The sequence below is a fragment of the Faecalibacterium sp. Marseille-Q4896 genome (genome assembly GCF_017377615.1).
Taxonomy (GTDB): Bacteria; Bacillota; Clostridia; order Oscillospirales; family Ruminococcaceae; genus Faecalibacterium; species Faecalibacterium taiwanense.
In genome coordinates this window covers 12755-31671 of record NZ_JAFREG010000002.1, presented here as the reverse complement: position 1 = coordinate 31671, position 18917 = coordinate 12755, and the positions used below count along the sequence as shown (strand labels likewise).

20 protein-coding genes and 2 tRNA genes are annotated in these 18917 nt (G+C 58.5%); 8 read left to right on the top strand and 14 right to left on the bottom strand.

Annotated features, from left to right (window positions below; translation table 11 throughout):
• Positions 1-18 precede the first annotated feature (18 nt).
• From J3348_RS04105 to J3348_RS04080, 6 genes are all read left to right on the top strand, one after another.
• Positions 19-1023 (top strand): N4-gp56 family major capsid protein, encoded by a 1005-nt coding sequence (locus J3348_RS04105; RefSeq protein ID WP_154256053.1) that lies wholly within the window; start codon positions 19-21, stop codon positions 1021-1023.
• A 13-nt stretch (positions 1024-1036) separates the two neighbouring features.
• On the top strand, positions 1037-1252 hold the full coding sequence (locus tag J3348_RS04100; RefSeq protein ID WP_097775085.1) for a hypothetical protein: 216 nt from the start codon (positions 1037-1039) through the stop codon (positions 1250-1252).
• Positions 1253-1323: 71 nt separating this feature from the next.
• Complete coding sequence (locus J3348_RS04095) at positions 1324-1707, top strand: hypothetical protein (protein WP_005944627.1); 384 nt, start codon at positions 1324-1326, stop codon at positions 1705-1707.
• Between the two features lie 12 nt (positions 1708-1719).
• A complete protein-coding gene (locus J3348_RS04090; RefSeq protein WP_097776398.1) occupies positions 1720-3603 on the top strand; it encodes a hypothetical protein in 1884 nt (627 codons plus the stop codon).
• A 3-nt stretch (positions 3604-3606) separates the two neighbouring features.
• Positions 3607-3792, top strand: a complete 186-nt coding sequence (locus J3348_RS04085; RefSeq protein ID WP_005944623.1) for a hypothetical protein — start codon at positions 3607-3609, stop codon at positions 3790-3792.
• Positions 3793-3806: 14 nt separating this feature from the next.
• Positions 3807-5171, top strand: coding sequence for a cell envelope biogenesis protein TolA (locus J3348_RS04080; RefSeq protein ID WP_207698368.1), 1365 nt, complete (start codon positions 3807-3809; stop codon positions 5169-5171).
• 339 nt (positions 5172-5510) lie between these two features.
• Here the strand turns inward: J3348_RS04080 and J3348_RS04075 are convergent.
• The 4 genes from J3348_RS04075 to J3348_RS04060 all read right to left on the bottom strand — a co-directional run bounded on the left by J3348_RS04075 (position 5511) and on the right by J3348_RS04060 (position 6946).
• A tRNA-His gene (locus tag J3348_RS04075) sits at positions 5511-5587 on the bottom strand.
• Positions 5588-5595: 8 nt separating this feature from the next.
• Positions 5596-5669, bottom strand: a tRNA-Arg gene (locus J3348_RS04070).
• A 144-nt stretch (positions 5670-5813) separates the two neighbouring features.
• On the bottom strand, positions 5814-6350 hold the full coding sequence (locus J3348_RS04065; protein ID WP_242702875.1) for a phosphatase PAP2 family protein: 537 nt from the start codon (positions 6348-6350) through the stop codon (positions 5814-5816).
• A 32-nt stretch (positions 6351-6382) separates the two neighbouring features.
• A complete protein-coding gene (locus J3348_RS04060; protein WP_207698367.1) occupies positions 6383-6946 on the bottom strand; it encodes a DUF1643 domain-containing protein in 564 nt (187 codons plus the stop codon).
• A gap of 172 nt (positions 6947-7118) precedes the next feature.
• Here J3348_RS04060 and J3348_RS04055 point away from each other — a divergent pair, with 172 nt between their 5' ends.
• Positions 7119-9044, top strand: coding sequence for a BMP family ABC transporter substrate-binding protein (locus J3348_RS04055; protein WP_207698366.1), 1926 nt, complete (start codon positions 7119-7121; stop codon positions 9042-9044).
• A gap of 37 nt (positions 9045-9081) precedes the next feature.
• Complete coding sequence (locus tag J3348_RS04050; RefSeq protein WP_097775089.1) at positions 9082-9738, top strand: metallophosphoesterase family protein; 657 nt, start codon at positions 9082-9084, stop codon at positions 9736-9738.
• Positions 9739-9870: 132 nt separating this feature from the next.
• On the opposite strand, the gene J3348_RS04045 is transcribed toward J3348_RS04050, so the two are convergent.
• From J3348_RS04045 to J3348_RS04000, 10 genes are all read right to left on the bottom strand, one after another.
• Positions 9871-10179: a DUF6465 family protein gene (locus J3348_RS04045; RefSeq protein ID WP_005944609.1), complete on the bottom strand. Its 309-nt coding sequence runs from the start codon at positions 10177-10179 to the stop codon at positions 9871-9873.
• Positions 10180-10477: 298 nt separating this feature from the next.
• Entirely contained in the window at positions 10478-10957 is a 480-nt protein-coding gene (locus tag J3348_RS04040) for a hypothetical protein (RefSeq protein WP_097775090.1), read from the bottom strand.
• Between the two features lie 215 nt (positions 10958-11172).
• Positions 11173-11811, bottom strand: coding sequence for a GDSL-type esterase/lipase family protein (locus J3348_RS04035; RefSeq protein ID WP_097775091.1), 639 nt, complete (start codon positions 11809-11811; stop codon positions 11173-11175).
• 6 nt (positions 11812-11817) lie between these two features.
• Positions 11818-12747 carry an ROK family protein gene (locus tag J3348_RS04030; protein ID WP_207698365.1) on the bottom strand — a complete coding sequence of 310 codons (930 nt, stop codon included), beginning with the start codon at positions 12745-12747 and terminating at the stop codon, positions 11818-11820.
• Between the two features lie 15 nt (positions 12748-12762).
• The gene (locus J3348_RS04025; RefSeq protein WP_207698364.1) at positions 12763-13467 is read right to left on the bottom strand and encodes an N-acetylmannosamine-6-phosphate 2-epimerase; all 705 of its coding nucleotides are present in this window, start codon (positions 13465-13467) and stop codon (positions 12763-12765) included.
• Positions 13468-13470: 3 nt separating this feature from the next.
• The gene (locus J3348_RS04020; protein ID WP_005944594.1) at positions 13471-13920 is read right to left on the bottom strand and encodes a YhcH/YjgK/YiaL family protein; all 450 of its coding nucleotides are present in this window, start codon (positions 13918-13920) and stop codon (positions 13471-13473) included.
• 71 nt (positions 13921-13991) lie between these two features.
• Positions 13992-14921 (bottom strand): dihydrodipicolinate synthase family protein, encoded by a 930-nt coding sequence (locus J3348_RS04015; protein ID WP_207698363.1) that lies wholly within the window; start codon positions 14919-14921, stop codon positions 13992-13994.
• Between the two features lie 253 nt (positions 14922-15174).
• Complete coding sequence (locus J3348_RS04010; RefSeq protein WP_005944590.1) at positions 15175-16149, bottom strand: carbohydrate ABC transporter permease; 975 nt, start codon at positions 16147-16149, stop codon at positions 15175-15177.
• 15 nt (positions 16150-16164) lie between these two features.
• Complete coding sequence (locus J3348_RS04005; protein ID WP_005944588.1) at positions 16165-17088, bottom strand: sugar ABC transporter permease; 924 nt, start codon at positions 17086-17088, stop codon at positions 16165-16167.
• A gap of 112 nt (positions 17089-17200) precedes the next feature.
• Positions 17201-18550 (bottom strand): ABC transporter substrate-binding protein, encoded by a 1350-nt coding sequence (locus J3348_RS04000; protein ID WP_120080885.1) that lies wholly within the window; start codon positions 18548-18550, stop codon positions 17201-17203.
• Between the last annotated feature and the right edge of the window lie 367 nt (positions 18551-18917).

The window sequence follows — 18917 nt, the reverse complement described above, 5'->3', positions numbered from 1 at the left end:
TTTACAAGAGAAAGGAATATGAGCATGAACAAGAATTTCAACATCCAGCTGTTTGCGGAAAACCTGAACACCACCGCTACCATGTCGAAAGAGATGAAGACCTTCTACGAGAAGCGCCTGATCGATCAGGCAGAGCCGCGTCTGGTGCACGACCAGTTTGCGGACTACTACCCTGTGCCCCAGAACGGCGGCAAGACCATTGAGTTCCGCAAGTACGACAGCCTGCCCAAGGCATCCACTCCGCTGACCGAGGGCGTGACCCCGAACGGTCAGGCACTGAATGTGACCACCATCACCAGCGATCTGCACCAGTACGGCGGCTGGACTCCGCTGACCGACGTGCTGCAGATGACCGCCATTGACAACAATGTGGTGCAGGCCACCCGTGTGCTGGCAAGTCAGGCAGGCCGCACCATGGACAGCATTACCCGCGATGTGCTGGCGGGCGGCACCAATGTGATCTATGCGCCCAAGCTGGCCGCAGGCGGCACCGAGACTGCCGTTGCCAGCCGCAAGGCACTGGACAAGACCTGCACCCTGACCCCGAAGCTGTTCTTTCAGGCAGCGGCGCAGCTGGGCGCGATGAACGCCGACCCCATCGGCGACAGCTACATTGCCATCATCCACCCCTACGCTGCCTACGACCTGAAGACCAGCAAGGAGTTCATTGAGGTGCACAAGTACGCAGACCCGGACACCATGTTCCGCGGCGAGATCGGCAAGCTGGGCAACATCCGCTTCATCGAGACCAGCGAGGCCAAGATCTGGAAGGATTCCACCTGCCCGGACGGTCTGGCTGTGTTCGGCACGCTGGTGCTGGGTGCCCACGCCTACGGCGTGACCGAGCTGGAAGGCGGCGGTCTGGAGCACATCGTCAAGCAGCTGGGCTACGGCGACGACCCGCTGAACCAGCGCGCTTCCGTGGGCTGGAAGGGCATGCGTGCGGCAGAGCGTCTGGTGGAGCAGTACATGGTGCGCATTGAAAGTGCGTCCAGCTATTCCGCCACCGCTGCTGCAAACTGAGGAGGCGTGAGCCATGGCTGAAAAGAAAAATGTGCGCATCCGGCTGTTCAAGGATAACAGCCGCTACAAGGGCGATCTGTTCGTGAGCGTGAACGGTGTGAACTATAAGATCCGCCGCGGCGTGGAGGTGGAAGTGCCGCCCGAAGTGGCCGAGGTGCTGGAGCACAGCCAGATGCAGGATGAGCTGACCGCCGCCCGCATTGCGGCGGCAGAAAACGCCGCCCAGTAAACCCGAAACAGACAAAAAGCCCGGCTGGGGAGCCTGCCCGGCCGGGCCTTTATAAAAAGGAGAGTGAGCATATGACCGTAGGACAGGCGCTGGAACGCGCCGAAGAGCTGCGCCCGGGCAGCCGCATTGCGCTGGCCACCCGGCAGGCGTGGCTGAAGGAAGCAGACGCGATGCTGCGGGAACGCTTTTTTAAAAACAGCATCACAGATGCATACGACGATGTGGGCGCAGACCTTGCATGGGACGACAGCCTGCAGGACGACGATGTGCTGCTGGCACCGGCACCTTTTGATGCGCTGTATCCGCATTATCTGTGTGCCATGACCGATGCGGCCCTTGGTGAGACCGACCGCTACGTCGGGGAGCAGGCCCAGTACAACAGTCTGCTGGCAGATCTGGCGGCGTGGCTGCGGCGCAGCTACCCGACCCTGACGGGTGCCCAGTGGCGCTGGTAAGGAGGTGAGAGCATGGTTCTGGCAAACAGAGCGAAGCTGCAGAACAGCCGCAGTCTTGTGCGGGTATTCGGCGGGCTGAACGAGACCTATGCCTGCTCGGAAGCAGAGTACAGCGCGGGCGTGAATTTTTCTGCCCGGGATTTCCCGGCGCTGAGCACCCGCAAGCCGCGCCGCAAGCTGAGGGAGTTGACCGGGCTGAACGGCATGTATCACCTGAACGGGCTGCTGACCGTCTGCGGGAAGGATCTGATCTACACGCCGGATGCCGACGGCGCGAACCCAGTGACCTGCACCGAGGCAGTGACCGACGGCAAAAAGGCACTGGTGGGCATTGGTACAAAAATCCTGATCTTCCCGGACAAGGTAGCCTTTGATACAGCGGACGGAAGTGTTTCGGCACTGGGAGCTGTATGGCAGGCAGAGGGACAGAGCGTGCAGTTTGCACCCTGCGATGCCGCGGGCAAGGCCTACGAGGTGAGCGGTTACGGCAAGGAGGAACCGGAGAAGCCTGCAGACGGACAGCTCTTTTTGAAGGTGGAGGACGAGGAGCACCCATGGGCCAGCACCAGCACACTGGAAGAGTACAGCGCATCCTCCGGCAGCTGGACGGCAGTGCCGCTGGAATACTGCCGCATCACAGCGGCGGGCGCGCAGAGGCTATTTGCCCAGTGGGACACCGTGACCGTGCAGGGCACGGCAGCACAGCAGGCTGGCATGTGGACAAAGCTGGACGGGGATCTGGTAGTTTACGATGTGCTGGAAAACGGGCTGCGCGTGCGGGTAAGCCCGGAGGGAGATCATGTTTACGGCACGCTGGTGCAGAGCGCAGAGAGCGCCCAGTGGACCAGCCTGGACGGCAAGGAGACACGCAGCTTTGCGGTGAGCACGCCGGTGCGGATGGAACGCCGCGTGCCGGATCTGGACTACGTTACCGAGTGCGACAACCGGGTATGGGGCTGCAGCAGCAAGGAAAACGTGATCTATGCCTGCCGCTTAGGCGACCCCACCAACTGGTTTTCCTACCGGGGCATTGCGGCAGACAGCTACGCAGTGACGGTGGGCAGCGATGGTGCGTTTACCGGCGCGGCCACATGCATGGGCTATGCGCTGTTCTTTAAGGAGAACACACTGCACAAGCTCTATGGCTCCAAGCCTTCGGATTTTCAGCTCACCTCGCTGCGCTGCCGGGGCGTTGCCAAAAACGCGGCGCGCAGCCTGTGTGTGCTGAACGAGACGCTCTATTATCTTTCGCCGGACGGTGTGATGGCATGGGACGGCAGCATTCCAACAAAAGTGTCCGGCGCGTTGGATTCGGGCCGGCTGGCCAATGTGCAGAGCGCGGTGGGCAGTGCGCTGGATGGCCGCTATTACCTGCATGTGGCCCGCACGGCGGCAGGCGAAAATACGGCAAGGCTGCTGGTGTACGATACCGAGCGCGCGCTCTGGAGCGAAGAAAACGTGTGCTCCTACGAGATGACCAGCACCGGCGGACAGCTTTATCTGTGGGACGGGCAGGCACTGTGGGCCGCAGATCCCAGCCGCGAAGCGGACTGGCAGGCCACCGACGGTGTGGAGGAAAAGCTGAACTTTGAGCTGACCACTGGTGACATTGGGCTGGACGGGGCCGAGGACCGGTATCTTTCCCGACTGACGCTGCGGCTGGATGCCGAGTGCAGCAGTACGGTGGAGGTGGCCGCCAGCTATGACGGCGGCCCATGGGAGACGGTGGCAAGCCTGACAGCACAGGACAAGCGGCGCAGCTTTGATCTGCCGTTCGTGCCCCGGAGGCACGGCACCCTGCGGCTGCGCCTGAAGGGCAGGGGACAGATCACCCTGCGCAGCATTGCAAAAACAATGGCCGCTGCCAAGGGCGGCATTGCAGGCGGGGAGGTGTGACGAATGGCAAGCGTGATGGGCATTAACAAGATCGGCCTGCCCAAGCTCAGCGAGAACATGGACCCGGAGGATGCCCGCGCCCTGCGCAGCTACCTGTACCAGATGCAGGAACAGCTGCAGTATGTGCTGAGCAATCTGGACGTTGAGAACATGTCCGACGAGATGCGCACGAAACTGCAGAATTTATAAGGAAAGGATCATATATGGCAAACAGAAAGAAAAAGGACGAAGCGCTTGCCGCTGTGCAGGCGCAGACGGAGGGCAGCGGCCAGCCTGCCGTGCAGAGCGGCTATTCGGCAGCGGGACTGGACAGCCGCTCGGAGGTGGAAAACGCGCTGGCAAATTCCAGCTACAAGCCCAGCCAGACCGTGACGGATGCTGCAGATGCGCTGAAGGAGTGGCAGGCAAACCGCCCGGGCGATTATCAGAGCAGCTATCAGGAGCGGATCGATCAGCTTTTGAACCAGCTGCTGCAGCGTGAGAGCTTCCAGTACAGCTACACCAAGGATCCGCTCTACCGCCAGTACGAGCAGAACTATTTGCAGAACGCCCACAACGCCAGCGCAGATGCTGCGGCGCAGGCTGCAGCCCTGACCGGCGGTTATGGCTCCAGCTATGCCACGAGCGCCGCCCAGCAGGCGTATCAGCAGCAGATCGGTGCGCTGAGCAGCGCCATCCCCACGCTGTACAGTCTGGCACTGGATACGTATACCAGCGGCGGCAACGAGCTGGTGAGCCAGCTGGATCAGCTGAACAACAGCGAACAGGATGCCCAGCAGCAGTACAACAACAAGCTCTCGGACTACTACACTCAGCTGCAGCAGAAGGGCGAAGCATACAACAACGCCTATGCGCAGGACTACAGCGCGTATCAGGATTATCTGAGCCAGCTGGGCACCCTGCACGATTATTACTCCGCGCAGGAACAGCAGCAGGCAGCACGCCGCCAGCAGGTGTTCAGCAATGTGATGACCGTGCTGGGTGTGCTGGGCGATGCGGTGCAGATCGTTCTCAGCGGCACCACGGGCGTTGGCTCCATGCTGAGCGGCCTGCTGAATACCGGCTACAACATCTACTCCGGCAACCGTCAGTACGAGGCAAACCGTGCGGACACTCAGTGGAACCAGAAGCTGCAGGAGCGTCAGTATCAGGACAGCCTGAACCAGCAGCGCTACGAGAACGAGACGAGCGAGCGGGAGTATCAGGACAAACTCAACCAGCAGAAATTCAACAACGATGTCACAAGCCAGAAGCTGAACATCGCACTGGGCGAGTGGAACCTGAAAAAGTCCAATGCAGCGCAGAAAGCAAGCCGCGCTGGCAGCACGGCGGCAGGCAGTAAGACTGGCGGCACTGGCACGGGCAGTACGTCCTCCGGTACAGCCAACCGCAGCACGGGCACTGCCACCCGTCTGGGCAGTGACACCTCCCGGAATGTGACGGTGCCCTACATGGCCATGCTGATGCGCAGCCAGGGCAAGAGCGATACCAGCATCAGCACCGCACTGCGGCAGGATGGCTATTCCAGCGCAGAGATCGCACAGATCCTGCAGCAGATGAGGCGCTGACCGTTCGGGTGGATACCAAACAATAAAAAGCATGTGCAGAGCACACAGGAGCCGTTCCGGCCAGAGGTGTTCTGCACATGCTTTTTTAGCAGAAAATAATGGTGTGCTGTTCGAGTCCCACTGAGCACGCCCACCAAATAAAAAAATCCGCTGTTTTGAACAGCGGCAGAAGGTTCCCCGGTAGACATTCCTAAGGAATGGAACCCGCAGGCTAACCAACAGCCCACTGGGCTGTTGGTTGCTCTGCCGCTGATGCGTCAGAGCCGCCTTGTTCGAGTCCCACTGAGCACGCCCACCAAATAAAAAATCCGCCGATGCAAAGCATCAGCGGATTTTTGGTGGGGTGCCCAGTGGGACTCGAACCCACGGTCTCCAGATCCACAATCTGGCGCGTTAACCGACTACGCTATGGGCACCACATAGATGCGCCCGAAGGGACTCGAACCCCCGGCCCACTGCTTAGAAGGCAGTTGCTCTATCCACCTGAGCTACGGGCGCACGTTGTAATCCCATGGGTTCCATTATGGCGGCAGCTGTGTGTCGGCACACGCTGCGAGAAGTATAATACCATACAGGCCCCATTCTGTCAAGCAAAAAATGCAAAAATCTTTTTTCTTTTTTGAAAGCCCGCAAAGCACTGCTTTACAGCAGCCACATGCCCGCAAAGCCCAAAGCAAAGCCAAGCGTGGCTCCGCCCACGACATCGCGGATATGGTGCACGCCGGTCAGCACACGGCCAACACAGATGAGCACCGTGATGCCCACCATCACCCAGCCCGCCTTCGGGTAGAAATACATCCATACCATGGCCAGCACGGAAGCGCTCAGCGCGTGGCGGGATGGGAAGGAGTGCCCCCGGGTCTCCTTGTGCCGCAGCGGTTCAAAGCCGGGCTGTTCATAGGGACGCGGCAGGTTCAGCCTGTCCCGCAGGATGGTGCCGCCCCAGAAGGTGAGCCCCGGCACGAACACCGTCCGCGCAATGACGGCGGTGAGGTCCAGCGCGGCCTGACGCTGACTGCCCAGCAGCCGAAACAGCCGGACGTTCAGCAGGCAGAGCAGCACCGGATAACATACAAAAGGGATGAGCGGCAGCCAGCGGTCCAGTGCCACCACACAGCGTTTGGCTGTGGGGTGGGCATCCATCCAGCTGTGCAGGGCGTGATAATGTTCTGCGGTCAAAAAAGATCCCTCCGCATCGGGCACCTGAAAAATTAAAAGCAGGTGTCCAGATAATTTTCCACATCAAAGGGTTCCGGGGTGGAATCCTTGCGCAGGTACAGCGGGTGGTGGGGGTGGCCCTTTTTGCTGCGCTTGCCAAAGGTGACCCACGGAATCTCCCGCTCCCGCGTCAGGGCCACCATCTCCCGCATCAGGCCGGGCAGATAGTCCCGCTTTTCGATCAGCGTGCCCCACGCTGCCCACATGGTGGGTTCGGTCTGGGCCAGAACGGCTTTGAGCCAGCGCAGGTTTTCGTCACACAGGGCGCGGTCCGGCACACGGTCCATATCGTTAGGGTCGGTGGCGCGCTGGGGATACACGTTGAACATGATCCAGCTGTCAAAGCCGTTGGCGGCGGCAAGACGCTCCACACTTTTCAAGGTGGGGTCCAGCGCACCGGGCTGGGCGGTGCTGGGGTTGATGCCGATGCATACCAGCGGGTGGGTGCCAACGCGGCCCAGTACGTAACGGTAAGGCTGATATGTATGCGGCTCGTAATACCAGATGCCGCCGGGATATTCGTCGGCCTTGAGTACGGGGATCTGTTCGGTCTGCATGGAAAGAATGCTCCTATCATTGTTTGCTTTCTATTATCGTACCTGAAACTGCAGGATAAATCAACTCTTTTGTGCGGAAAATCCTCCCATAAAATCAAATTTCATGGTATACTAAAGAAGGACGCTGCGGCAGCTGGCTGCAGCGCATTGCAGATGAGAAAAAGGAGCAACTATGCTGGAAGATTACAAGAACGCACTGAAGAGCGGCCAGCGTGCTTACCGCGCCTGCGTGGCGCGCGGCCAGTCGCCGTATCTGGCGGTGCTGGACGATATTCTGGTCAATGTGAACATCGTGGCGCAGGAGCCGCTGGGCCTTGTGGAGATCCCGGCGGAAAGCATCGTCGGCACAAAGACCAGCGGCCGTCACACCGCCTTTGCACCGAACTTTATGCCCCTGCTGGAGCCGGACACCGAGTTTGCAGGCAAGTGGTCGAACCTCTGCGATGCACATCTGGAAGAGGGCATCCACACCCCCATTATCGCCTACGAGTTCCTGAACAAATTCTATGTGCAGGAAGGCAACAAGCGGGTATCGGTGCTCAAGTATTTTGATGCGGTCAGGATCGCGGGCACGGTCACGCGGCTCGTCCCGGAACGGAACGACAGTCTGGAAAACCGTATCTACTACGAATTTCTGGATTTTTACAAGCTCTCCAAGGTCAACGATGTGCATTTCTCCCGTCTGGGAGGTTACGCAAAATTGCAGACGCTGGTGTGCAAGGCCAGCGGTGAAAGCTGGACGGATGATGACCGGCTGAGCTTTTCCTCCTTCTATACCATGTTCCGCCAGCAGTTTCTGGCTCTGGGCGGCGGCGGACTGAATTTGACTGCCGGCGATGCTATGCTGGTGTATCTGTCGGTCTACCGTTACGCGGATGCCTGCGAGAGCACGCCCAGCCAGATGAAGCAGAATCTGGAAAAGCTGTGGGATGAGGTGAAGGTGCTCACCGAGCCGCAGGCCGTGGCCCTTTCGCTGGAGCCGAAGCAGGGCCCCGGCGAACCGCTGCTGGCAAAGCTGAACATCTTTACAAAGCCCAGCGAGCTGAAGGTGGTGTTCCTGCACGAGCACAACGCCGAAAACAGCGCATGGGTGCGCGCCCACGACAAGGGCATCGAAGCGCTGCAGCAGGCGTTCCCGGACCGGGTATTCATCACCCGCAAAGAGAACATCGAGCCCGAGGTGGACGCGGAGCAGGTGCTGGAGGATGTGGCTCACGACAATGCCGACGTGGTGTTCACCTCAAGTGCCCGGATGCATACCGCCTGCCTGAAGGTGGCGGCCCAGCACCCCAAGACCCGCATCCTGAACTGCTCGCTCAACGCGCCGCATCCGCTGGTGCGCACCTACTATCCCCGCACGTATGAAGTGACCTATCTGCTGGGCATTCTGGCCGGTGTACTGACCAAGACCGACCGCGTAGGCTATGTGGCGGCAAACCCGGTGTACGGCATCCCGGCGGCAGTAAACGCCTATGCGCAGGGCCTGAAGACCGTGCGCCCGGACGCAAAGGTGGTGCTGCGCTGGGCCTGCCTGCCGGACCCGGCGCACCCGCTGGATTTCTCCGACCGGCAGGATGTGGAGATCTTCTATGCCCGCGATAACCGCGAGCCGGAAGGCACCCACCGGGATTACGGCCTTGTGCGCCGCATGCCGGACGGCAGTTTGCAGCCGCTGGGCCTGCCCGTGTGGCGGTGGGATACGTTTTATATCGAGATCATCCGTTCCATTTTTGACGGTGCATGGGACAGCGATGCAGCGGGAGCCAGAGCCGTGAATTACTGGTGGGGGATGAGCAGCGGCGCAGAGGAGATCAATTACAGCAAAGACCTGCCCGCAGGCACTTTACAGCTGCTGGACCTGATGGAAAAGATGCTGAGCGAGAACAACCTGCGCATCTTCCCGGAAGACCTGTACGCGCAGGGGCATGTGCTGCACTCGCCGGAGGCCGTGGTCTACAGTCCCAAGGAATTGATGGAGATGGACTGGCTGGACGAATGCGTGGAAGGTGCGCTGCCGCACTACGATGAACTGGATGTAAAAACGCATGTGCTTATGGCAATCAACGGCCTCAATACCCTGAAAGGGTTTGTGAAATAAGCGGCCCTCAGGCCGAGAGAGAACGGAGCAAACCGATGTGAAAATTCTTGCAATTTCGGATGTGCCCTCTAAAGCACTGTGGGACTACGGTACCCGCGAACATCTGGAAGGCATCGACCTGATCCTTTCCTGCGGGGATCTGCCGCAGAAGTATCTGGAATATCTTACGAACTTTACGGCTGCGCCCATCTTGTATGTCCACGGCAACCACGACGGCAGTTACAGGGAAAATGAACCTGGCGGATGCATTTGTGTGGACGACAGCGTGTATGTGTGGAAGGGCCTGCGCATTATGGGACTGGGCGGCAGCATCCGCTACAATAACCGGGAGGACAGCTTCCAGTATACGGAAAGGGAAATGCGCCGCCGTGTGCGCAAACTCTGGCGCAAGGCCCATCATGTGGGCGGCATCGACCTGCTGCTCACCCACTCCCCGGCGGCTGGCCTGAACGACAGCACGGATCGTGCTCACAAGGGCTTTGCGTGCTTCAATGATCTGATGGATGAATACGAGCCGCAGTGGTTCGTGCACGGCCATGTGCACCTGAACTATGATGCAAAGCTGCCGCGCGTATGCACCCGCGGCAAGACCACCGTGATCAACGCTACCGAGCGCTATGTGTTCGAGATCCCGGACCCGGACCCCGTGATCCAGCATTATCCGTTCTGGAAAAGATGGTTTGATGTAAAATGAAAAGCTGCCTTGCATTTTTGGATGCAGGGCAGCTTTTTTACGGTTTAAAATGGAGCCTTGTGTGGGAACGGACAACCTGCCGCAAAACAGGTGCGGAGTGCTTTGCAGCAGGAGAAAAGAAGACAGGAAAAGTTACAGCTCCAGCTTGCCGGAGACTTTGTTGATCACGTAATAGGCAGCGTCTTCCTCGGGCTTGACGTATACCTTGCAGGACTGCACGCCAACCTTGTGGGTAGCTCGGTAATCGGCCTTGGCACGGTCGATGATATCGGTCACGTTATACTGCTTGCCGCTGAACTCCACGTACAGCTCCGGTGCAAGCGGGGGACGGCCGCGGCGTGCAGGGGCCTTGGCAGATTTACGGGTCTTAGACTCCTTGGCCTCAGCGGCAGGAGCTTCCACAGCAGGAGCAGCCGCTGCGGTCTTTTTCTTTTCGGGCATAGATAAACCCCTCCTTGATCGTATTTGAATGCTGCACAGGGGGCTGCACAGCATTGGCTCCATGAAATATATTACTTATATAATAAGTTTTTAGAAATGGTTTGTAAAGTCTTTTTTGCAAAAAACTTTCGGAAAAAGGCAGGAAATCGGGTGTGAAACTCACTGGAATGCATTTTGATGCAACAGTATTACGGAACTGCCACAAAAACACGCAAAAAGGGCGGACCTTTCTGGTTTGCGCCGGGAACGCTCCCGCTACAAACCCGGCGGGTAAAAGCGGCGGCTTTCCGGCCCGGATTTACTCCCGGCAAAGCTCCTCGGCGTGTTGCACAACAGGGGTGAGAAGCTCCTCGTCCCAGTCCTCGGCAAGGGTGAACAGCAGCTGATAAACGGCGGCCTGCGCCTGACCCTGCGGGCGCTTTTGGGCCAGCGCAAACGCGGCAGAAAGCATTTGCAGCTTGAGGGTGCGGATACTCTCGGGCGCAGCCCACAGGCGGACAAAATCGTAATCGTTCGTGTTGCCGCAGGGCATGGCACAGGTGGCGCAGCCCGGGGCAACGCGGTGCTTTTCAGTCTGGACGATGGCAAGCATCCGCTGCAGCCTTTCCTCCGGTGCATCCGGCTGCGCGGCAAGGCGCAGACCGGCGTTCAGCACCTCGTCGGTGTCGTCCGTTTTGGGCTCGTTGGTGGTGGCCCTTGCAAGGCCCACAAGGGCACCTAAAAGGGCATCTCTTGCCTGTTGAGCAGGGGTGACAGGCGCTTTTAAAAGTTCAGGCATGGCACAGTTCCTTTCAATGGTTCTTTCTGCGGAAAGTATAGCCGATTTTAACGGTATTTACAAGATGAATTGAGCCGATGCTGTTTGCGGTCATGATCCCTTCCGTGAAAAATGCAATACCGGACAGACCGCAGTCTGTCCGGTATTGCTCTAATAAAAAATAGTATTTCCGCTAAAGATGCTCAGAGCGAAGCGGAGAGCATTTAAAATCGTGCTCAGATCAGGCCCGGCACTTCTTTTGCCAGCAGCTCCGCCAGCTGTGCGTGGCCCTTGCGGGTCAGGTGCATGAAATCCACCTTGTTGAACTCGCAGTCCTTTGCATCGAGGAAGTGCACGCCCTGCCGCTCGCAGATGATGCGGAGCTGCCCGGCTACACCGGCAGATTTTTCCACACAGCCATCGCCCATCACAGCGTCGTGGAAGCCTGCGCCGATGGGAGGAGGTGCCACCACCAGAATGTTGGGCTGCTTGGTGCCCCAGCAGTCCACGCTCTTGGCTTTGAGGATCAGCCGCTCCATGCCCGCAGCAATGCAGGCGGCATTGGCACCAAAGCGCTCCTTCACATCGTTCGTGCCCAGCATGATGATGAGCAGGTCGATGACCTCATGGCTCTTGAGCAGGGCATAGATAACGCTGAGGGCATCCATGGATTCGTGGATGGGGTCCACAAATACGGTGGTGCGGCCGGAAAGTCCCTCTTCGGTCACAAGGTATTCGTCGCCCAGCGCCTTCTGCAGGCGGCAGGTCCAGCGCTCCTCTTCATTGAAGCGGATGCCGTGGTCGGCGCAGTCGTTCGGGTCGGCACAGTAGCCGTGGGTGTTGGAATCGCCCAGACAGAGGATATGTGTTTTCATATATGATTACTCCTTTTCCATGGTCTGCCGGAAGTAGTACACTGCGCCCACCATACCGGCATCGTTGTGCAGCTGAGCGGCGCGCACTTCCAGTCCCTCTGCAAAGGCGGGCATGACCGATGCTTTCACCTTTGCGGCAATGGGTTCGATCAGCAGTTTCTGCTGCGCGCTCACGCCGCCGCCGATCAGAATGAGCTGCGGGTTGAAGATGTGCACCATGCCTGCAAGGCCCTGTGCGATCTCGTCCGTCCAGTGGTCCAGCAGGGCAAGAACTGTCTCGTTGCCTGCTTCGGCTGCGGCAAAGATGGCGCGGCCATCCTTCCAATCGGGGCTCTTTTCCTGTGCGGCGCGCACCAGCGCGGTGGTGGCAGCGTAGCGTTCCCAGCAGCCCTTTGCGCCGCAGGTACAGTCCACACCGTCCAGTGCATGGGTGCGGTAGTGGCCCAGCTCACCGCCAAGGCCCCGCGCGCCCTCTAACAAATGGCCTCCGGTCAGGATGCCGCCGCCCACGCCGGTGCCAAGGGTCACACCGATCACGTCCGTATAGCCCTGTGCAGCGCCGACCCACACTTCACCCAGTGTCATGCAGTTGGCGTCGTTGGCCACTGTGACTGGCAGGCCGAAGTCCTCTTCCAGCGCAGACTTGATAGGGCTGCCGATGTAATTGGGGAAGTTGCCGCAGGTACCGGCTACGATGCCCTTGCGGCTGTCGATCTGACCGGTGGCCGAAACGCCGATGCCCGCAAGACTTTCCACCGGGATGGAATTTGCGGTCAAAAACTCCTTTGCGGCCCTGCGCACGGTGGTGAGAACAGGCGTCTGGTAGCCGTCAAAGCTGACGCTCTCTTCGCCCTTGAGCAGCACCCTGCCGGTCTCATCCACGATGCCCAGCTTGACGGCTGTGCCGCCGATATCAATGCCAAAATACTGTTTCATCCGGCACACTCCATTTTACTTTTTTGCGGCGTTGATGGCACCGGTAAAGCGGGCCGTGATCTCTGCCGGGCGGGTGATGGCACCGCCCACCACCAGTGCGAATGCACCAGCTTCCAGCGCCTTGACCGCCTGCTCCGGGTAGTGGATGTGGCCCTCGGCAATGACCTTTGCCGGGCACTCTGCGGCCAGCTTATGGACAAAATCAAAGTCGATATCGTCAATGCCCTTGGTCTCCGGGGTGTAGCCGCGCATGGTGGTGCCCACAAAGTCGGCACCGGCTTCGGCGCAGGCCATGGCGTTCTCAAAGTTGTCGCAGTCGGCCATCACCAGCTGGTCGGGATACTTTGCCTTGATGGTGCGGATGAACTGGGCGGAGGTGGAGCCGTCCGGGCGAAGGGCACCGGTGCCCTGCACGGCAAGAATGTCCACGCCGCACTCCACCAGCTCGTCCACTTCCTTCATGGTAACGGTGATGTACATGGGCGTGCCGGGGTAGTCCTTTTTGATGATGCCGATGACCGGCAGATCCACCACCTGCTTGATCTGGGTAATGTCGCGCACGGTGTTGGCACGGATGCCCACAGCACCGCTCATGGCGGCGGCTTTTGCCATCAGCGGCATCACGCCGCCTTCTTTCGTGTACAGGGGCTCCGTCTCCAGTGCCTGACAGGAGACGATCAGACCACCCTTGATCTGAGCAAACAGCTTTTCCTTATCCATCGTTCAATCCTCCATCCGAATCTTTACAACAGCCTTGCGCACGCCCACGCAGCCGTGCTGTACAAGGCCGGGTTTGTGCAGCTCCGTGGGGAAGAACAGCACAAAGCGTCCTTCGCCCAGTGTGCCGGTCACGACACTGGCGCTGTCCTGAAAACCGCAGTCGCCGGTAAAATCGCCGATCTCCCTGCCGGGATTTGTGGTAAAGCCCCAGCCCTCGCTGCCGGTGATGTCGAGCTGCAGGTCGGCGTACTTTTTGTGATATTCCGGGTGGTAGCCATCGTCCGAATGGAGCGTGGCATCCATCGTGTTGATGAATACTTCCTCGCCATCCACCTCGGTGCGGCCCAGAGGCAGGCTGGCAGGGTCGTGGGTCAGCAGGTAATCAATGGCCGTGTCGAGATTTTTGCAAAGGCCCTTGTAGCGCGTCAGGTGCTGCAGGGTATCACAGATCATAAAACGTCCCTCCAAAAACAAGCGCCCGCTCTCCCCTCTGAAAAGAGACGGAGAGGGACGCTGCTTCAATTTTACAGCTTTGCGATGGCAGCTTCGATCATGGCCTGTGCTTCGGCCACGATGGCTTCATCTTCCGGAATCAGGCCGGGCATCGGCTCACGCACGCCGCCCAGCTCCAGACCGTACATCCGGCGCAGGATCTCCTTCTGCACGGCGTACAGGTTGCCGTGGGCTTCGCACATCTTGTAGATGATGCGGTCGGCATCGTACTGGATGGCGCGGGCGGCTTCGATCTCGCCCTTGTTGATGTGGTCGTTCATGGCCAGATACAGCTCGGGCATGACGGCGTAGGTGCCGCCGATGCCGCCGTCTGCGCCGATGACGCGGCCGGAAACGAACTGCTCATCGGGGCCGTTGAACACCACAAAATTCCCCTCGCCGCGGGCGGCGATACCGGCATCCTTGAACATCTGGATGTCCTGCGTGGGCATGGAGCTGTTCTTCACAGCCACTACATTGGGGTTCTTGAGCATTTCCTTCAGCAGGCTCATGGTCAGGCCGGTGCCTGCCAGCTGCGGGATGTTGTAGATGACGAACTCGGTGTTGGGAGCAGCAGCGGACATATCGTTCCAGTACTTTGCAATGGCGTACTCCGGCAGGTGGAAGTAGATGGGAGGAATGGATGCAATGGCATCCACGCCCACGCTCTCGGCATGGCGGGCCAGCTCCACGCTGTCGGCGGTATTGTTGCAGCCGACATGCGCAATGACGGTCAGCTTGCCCTTGGCTTCGCTCATCACGGCTTCCAGAACGGCCTTGCGCTCATCCACGTGCTGGTAGATGCACTCGCCGGAGGAGCCGCCTACATACACGCCCTTGACGCCTTTGGCGATCAGATGGCGGGTAAGGGCCTTGACACCCTCGGTGGAAATATTGCCCTCTGCGTCGTAGCAGGCGTAAAAGGCGGGGATGACACCCTGATATTTTTTGATATCTTTCATGTTCCAAACCCTTCTTTAAAAATAGTAATAAATACAGATGAAATGGTTTTGCATCAAGCTCGTACGCTTTCTGTTCCGGGCAGCGGCATCAGCGCCCTCTTGCGGTGCCCTGCATCCGCTTCGGCCCTTGGGCGGGCCTTGCGTCTTGCAGACCGCTGCGCCAAAAATCCCTCCCTGCATGCCCCTTTTTGTCGCTGCGCGACATCTTCCCCCGGCCGGGGGAAGTCTTTGCCCGCAGGCGGCGGTCGGGATTTTAGCCCTTAACAGCACCCATTGCGATGCCCTTGGTAAAGTACTTCTGGAAAATGAGGAAGATGATGATGATAGGCACAGCAGCCAGTGCGGCACCTGCCATGATCAGGCCAAAGTCGGTGCTGTTCTCAGCCTGCAGCTTTGCAATGCCCAGCGAGATGGTCAGGTTGCTGGTGCTGGACAGCATGATCAACTGCATGAAGTAGTCGTTCCAGCTGTTGATGAAGGTAAAAATGGCCAGTGCACCGATGCCCGGCTTGACCATGGGCAGCACGATGTCAATAAAGGTCTTGGCCTCGCTTGCACCGTCGATGCGGGCCGCTTCCAGCATCTCAGTGGGGATGCCCTCACTGAACTGCTTCATCAGGAACACACCAAAGGGCCAGCCCACGATGGGGAAGATGACGGCCCAGATGGTGTTGTACAGGTTCAGGCTGCTCATTTCGCGCAGCAGGGGAATCAGAATGACCTGCTTGGGCAGAGCCATTGCACACACGATGAGGGTGAACAGCAGCTTGCGGCCTACAAAGCGCTTTTTTGCCAGTGCATAGCCGGCCATGGCGGCTGTGATGCAGGTGAGGATCATGGACATGACGGCCATGAACACGGTGTTGATCATCCAGCGGATGGCAGCGGGAGCGGTGGGGCCTACCGAGAAGTAGATGGGCTCGCCGTTAGCGCTGAACTTGGAGCCAAAGGGCACAGCCAGCTGCCACAGCGGGGCGCTCTTGCCGGAAAACAGCTTCTGATAGTTTGTCAGCACCCACTGGCTGGGCCACCATTCGGGGGTGGTGGCGTTGATGGCGGCACCGGTCTTGAAGGAACCGGTGATGATCCAGTACAGAGGGAAGGCGAACAGCACCGCAACGATGCTGATGAGGATCAGCGTCAGGATCATGTAGGCGCTCATTCTCTTGAGCTTGCTGGGGTGACGCTTCAACGGTTTTTGCTTTTTTGCAGCGGCATTTGCACTCATTGTCCGGCACCTCCTTTAATTATCCTGGTTGCCCAGCTTGAACTGAACAGCCGACAGAATGGCGATGATGACTGCCAGCACAACACCCATTGCGTTGCCGTAGCCGTAGCGGTACAGCTTGAAGGCGGTGTAGTAGATGTAGTACATGATGGTATCGGTGCTGTGGTTGGGGCCGCCGGAAGTCAGCAGCTGGATCAGCGCAAAGCACTGGAAGGAGTTGATGGTGGTAATGACCAGAATGTACAGGGTGGTGGGCATGATGGCGGGCCACTTGATCTTCCAGAAACACTGGAAATCGGTGGCACCATCCACTTCTGCGGCTTCCACGATGGACTGGTCCACATTGCCCAGAGCGGAAACGTACAGCACGATGGGCTGGCCCACAGAGGTGGTGAGCAGGATCAGGATGATGCAGCCCAGAGCAAAGCGCTCATCGCCCAGCCAGTTGATGTTCTTGTCAATGAGGCCCAGAGTCTTGCCCAGATAGTTGAAGATGCCGTAGTAGTTGTTGTACATCCACTTCCACACCACGGTAACAGCCACGGAGCCGGTGACCACGGGCAGGTAGAACACGCAACGGAAAAGGCTGGTAGCCCACTCGGGCAGGTCTACGATGGCAGAGGAGACCCACAGCGAGAAGGCGCAGGTGACGGGCACAGACACCACCACGATGATGAAGGTGTTCTTTAAGGCACCCAGAAAGATGGGGTCTGTGAACAGTTCCTTATAGTTTGCAAGCCCCACAAAGATGTCGGCACGGTTCATGGTGGAATCGAAGAAGCTGGTCACCACGCACAGCACCATGGGGTAAATGACGAAGCCCAGGAAGAAGATCAGGCTGGGCAGCAGGAAGCAATAGGAAGCGAAGGTCTCGCGCCGTACCAGCGCACTGCTGCGCTTAGGCTCTTTGATCGCCGTTTTTGCAGCCAAGAGAATCACCGTTCCTTTCGGTTATGATTTTTTTTTTACAAATAAAGCCCCTCCCTCGTCGGGATCTTCGAGGAAGGGGCGAAGCGTCAATAATTATCTGCCCCCGGCAGAGTGGATGGGCTTATGCCTGTGCGGCAGCGTTTGCGTTGTCCACAAAGGTCTTGACGGCAGTCTCGACATCCTCACCGGAGCCGACGCGCTGCAGCATGTTCCACCACTCGGTACGTGCGGTTGCCCAGCCCGGAGTGATCTGGTAGTAGTCGCCCAGATAAGCCATGAACTTGCTGTACTCGCTCATGATCTCGTTGTCGGCGTAGATATCGCCCACGCTGGTGCGGACCGGGAAGTAGGTGGAAGCCAGCACACTGTCCTTGACCTGATCGGGGTCGGCAGCGATGAAGTCGATGAAGGTCCTGGCTGCTTCGATCTTGGCCTCGTCGCCGTTATCAAAGATGCCGAAGCCCCAGATGCCGCCGCACAGCTTCGGGTCGCCGCTGTCGGTGGGGAAGGCCATGGGGAAGATCTCGTCGCCATCGTTGGTCAGACCGGCGGCATTGTTGTCGCTGTTGGCCTGCTGTGCAATGTTCCAGCAGAATGCCATCTGCAGGGTGCCGTTGCGGAACAGGGTGATCTCGTCGCCGCCTGCGATGGAAGCGTCAAAGTTGATGCCCTTGGTGTCGTGCAGGGTCTGGATCGCCTTGATGTTCTCGGCGGAGTCGGCAGTGTACTTGGTGTGGGCTGCATCGGTAAAGGTGCCGCCGTACATGTTGTTGATGATGGCGCGGGTGCCCTGATCGCCGCCCTGACCTGCGCAGTAGATGGCTGCAACGTTCTCGTAACCGCCGTTGTACAGGGCATCAACGGTCTTCAGGAAGCCGTCGGTGCTCCAGGTATGCTTGTCGGTATCAATGTACTGGTCAGCGCCCACTTCCTTGACCTTGGTCATGTTCACGGCCATGCAGTGTGCGGTCATGCACAGGGGATACTCGTAGTAATTGCCGGCAGTGTCCTTGCAGGCGGACTCAACGGACTCGTAAATGTCCTTCTTGGCATCATCGGTCCACAGGTCGTTCAGCGGAGCCATAACGCCCTTTGCGCCCCAGTTTGCAACCAGACGCTCGGGACCTTCCATGATCAGATCAGGTGCGCTGCCGCCCTCGATGGCGGTGTTCACCTGATCGTCGCCGTTGGTGTAGTCCAGATACTCCACAGTGACCTTGATGTCAGGATACTTTGCGTTGAAGCTGGAAACCAGACCCTGAACGGTCTCGTCATTGCCCCAGCCGCCGATGGGGTATGTCCACAGCTTGATGCTGGTGGAAGAAGCAGCTGCGCTTGCAGCGGTAGAACCTGCGGTGGAAGCAGCAGTGCTGGTGCTTGCAGAAGAGCCGCCGCATGCGGCCAGAGCGCCGGCTGCGCCCAGAATGCCAGCGGCCTTCAGGAACGAACGGCGGGAAATGCAGTTTTTCATAGTAGTTTCTCCTTCGCATTCAAGATGATTCACGTTGTTGGCGGCCTGCCGTGCCAGCGGCCGCTCTTGATGGCTCCATTATAGAAAAATATTTTCATTTTGTCCATTCATGGTTTTCATAAATTTTCAGAATGACAGTGTGCATTGTGCACAAAAGTGTGGGATATATGTTGAAATGCAAAGAAAAACTTGCTTTACTCTTCTGAAATTATTACAAAATGGTACAAACCCACCAAAACAATAGTGAAAATGTTTTTCTAAACAAAAATGTAAAATTGAAAGATATTTTCACAGAATGGCCGGTTTTTCCGCCAAAACTGTGTGCTCTGCACAGAACTGCGGGCCAAAATGTGGGCAATGCGTCTCT

Excerpts from the sequence above, each read along its gene's own strand:
- J3348_RS04010 (WP_005944590.1), bottom strand. The coding sequence starts at position 16,149 with ATGAGTGCAAATGCCGCTGCAAAAAAGCAAAAACCGTTGAAGCGTCAC.
- J3348_RS04055 (WP_207698366.1), top strand. The coding sequence starts at position 7,119 with ATGCTGGAAGATTACAAGAACGCACTGAAGAGCGGCCAGCGTGCTTAC.
- J3348_RS04085 (WP_005944623.1), top strand. The coding sequence starts at position 3,607 with ATGGCAAGCGTGATGGGCATTAACAAGATCGGCCTGCCCAAGCTCAGC.
- J3348_RS04015 (WP_207698363.1), bottom strand. The coding sequence starts at position 14,921 with ATGAAAGATATCAAAAAATATCAGGGTGTCATCCCCGCCTTTTACGCC.
- J3348_RS04030 (WP_207698365.1), bottom strand. The coding sequence starts at position 12,747 with ATGAAACAGTATTTTGGCATTGATATCGGCGGCACAGCCGTCAAGCTG.
- J3348_RS04025 (WP_207698364.1), bottom strand. The coding sequence starts at position 13,467 with ATGGATAAGGAAAAGCTGTTTGCTCAGATCAAGGGTGGTCTGATCGTC.
- J3348_RS04000 (WP_120080885.1), bottom strand. The coding sequence starts at position 18,550 with ATGAAAAACTGCATTTCCCGCCGTTCGTTCCTGAAGGCCGCTGGCATT.
- J3348_RS04040 (WP_097775090.1), bottom strand. The coding sequence starts at position 10,957 with ATGCCTGAACTTTTAAAAGCGCCTGTCACCCCTGCTCAACAGGCAAGA.
- J3348_RS04045 (WP_005944609.1), bottom strand. The coding sequence starts at position 10,179 with ATGCCCGAAAAGAAAAAGACCGCAGCGGCTGCTCCTGCTGTGGAAGCT.
- J3348_RS04100 (WP_097775085.1), top strand. The coding sequence starts at position 1,037 with ATGGCTGAAAAGAAAAATGTGCGCATCCGGCTGTTCAAGGATAACAGC.
- J3348_RS04105 (WP_154256053.1), top strand. The coding sequence starts at position 19 with ATGAGCATGAACAAGAATTTCAACATCCAGCTGTTTGCGGAAAACCTG.
- J3348_RS04035 (WP_097775091.1), bottom strand. The coding sequence starts at position 11,811 with ATGAAAACACATATCCTCTGTCTGGGCGATTCCAACACCCACGGCTAC.
- J3348_RS04020 (WP_005944594.1), bottom strand. The coding sequence starts at position 13,920 with ATGATCTGTGATACCCTGCAGCACCTGACGCGCTACAAGGGCCTTTGC.
- J3348_RS04060 (WP_207698367.1), bottom strand. The coding sequence starts at position 6,946 with ATGCAGACCGAACAGATCCCCGTACTCAAGGCCGACGAATATCCCGGC.
- J3348_RS04090 (WP_097776398.1), top strand. The coding sequence starts at position 1,720 with ATGGTTCTGGCAAACAGAGCGAAGCTGCAGAACAGCCGCAGTCTTGTG.
- J3348_RS04080 (WP_207698368.1), top strand. The coding sequence starts at position 3,807 with ATGGCAAACAGAAAGAAAAAGGACGAAGCGCTTGCCGCTGTGCAGGCG.
- J3348_RS04095 (WP_005944627.1), top strand. The coding sequence starts at position 1,324 with ATGACCGTAGGACAGGCGCTGGAACGCGCCGAAGAGCTGCGCCCGGGC.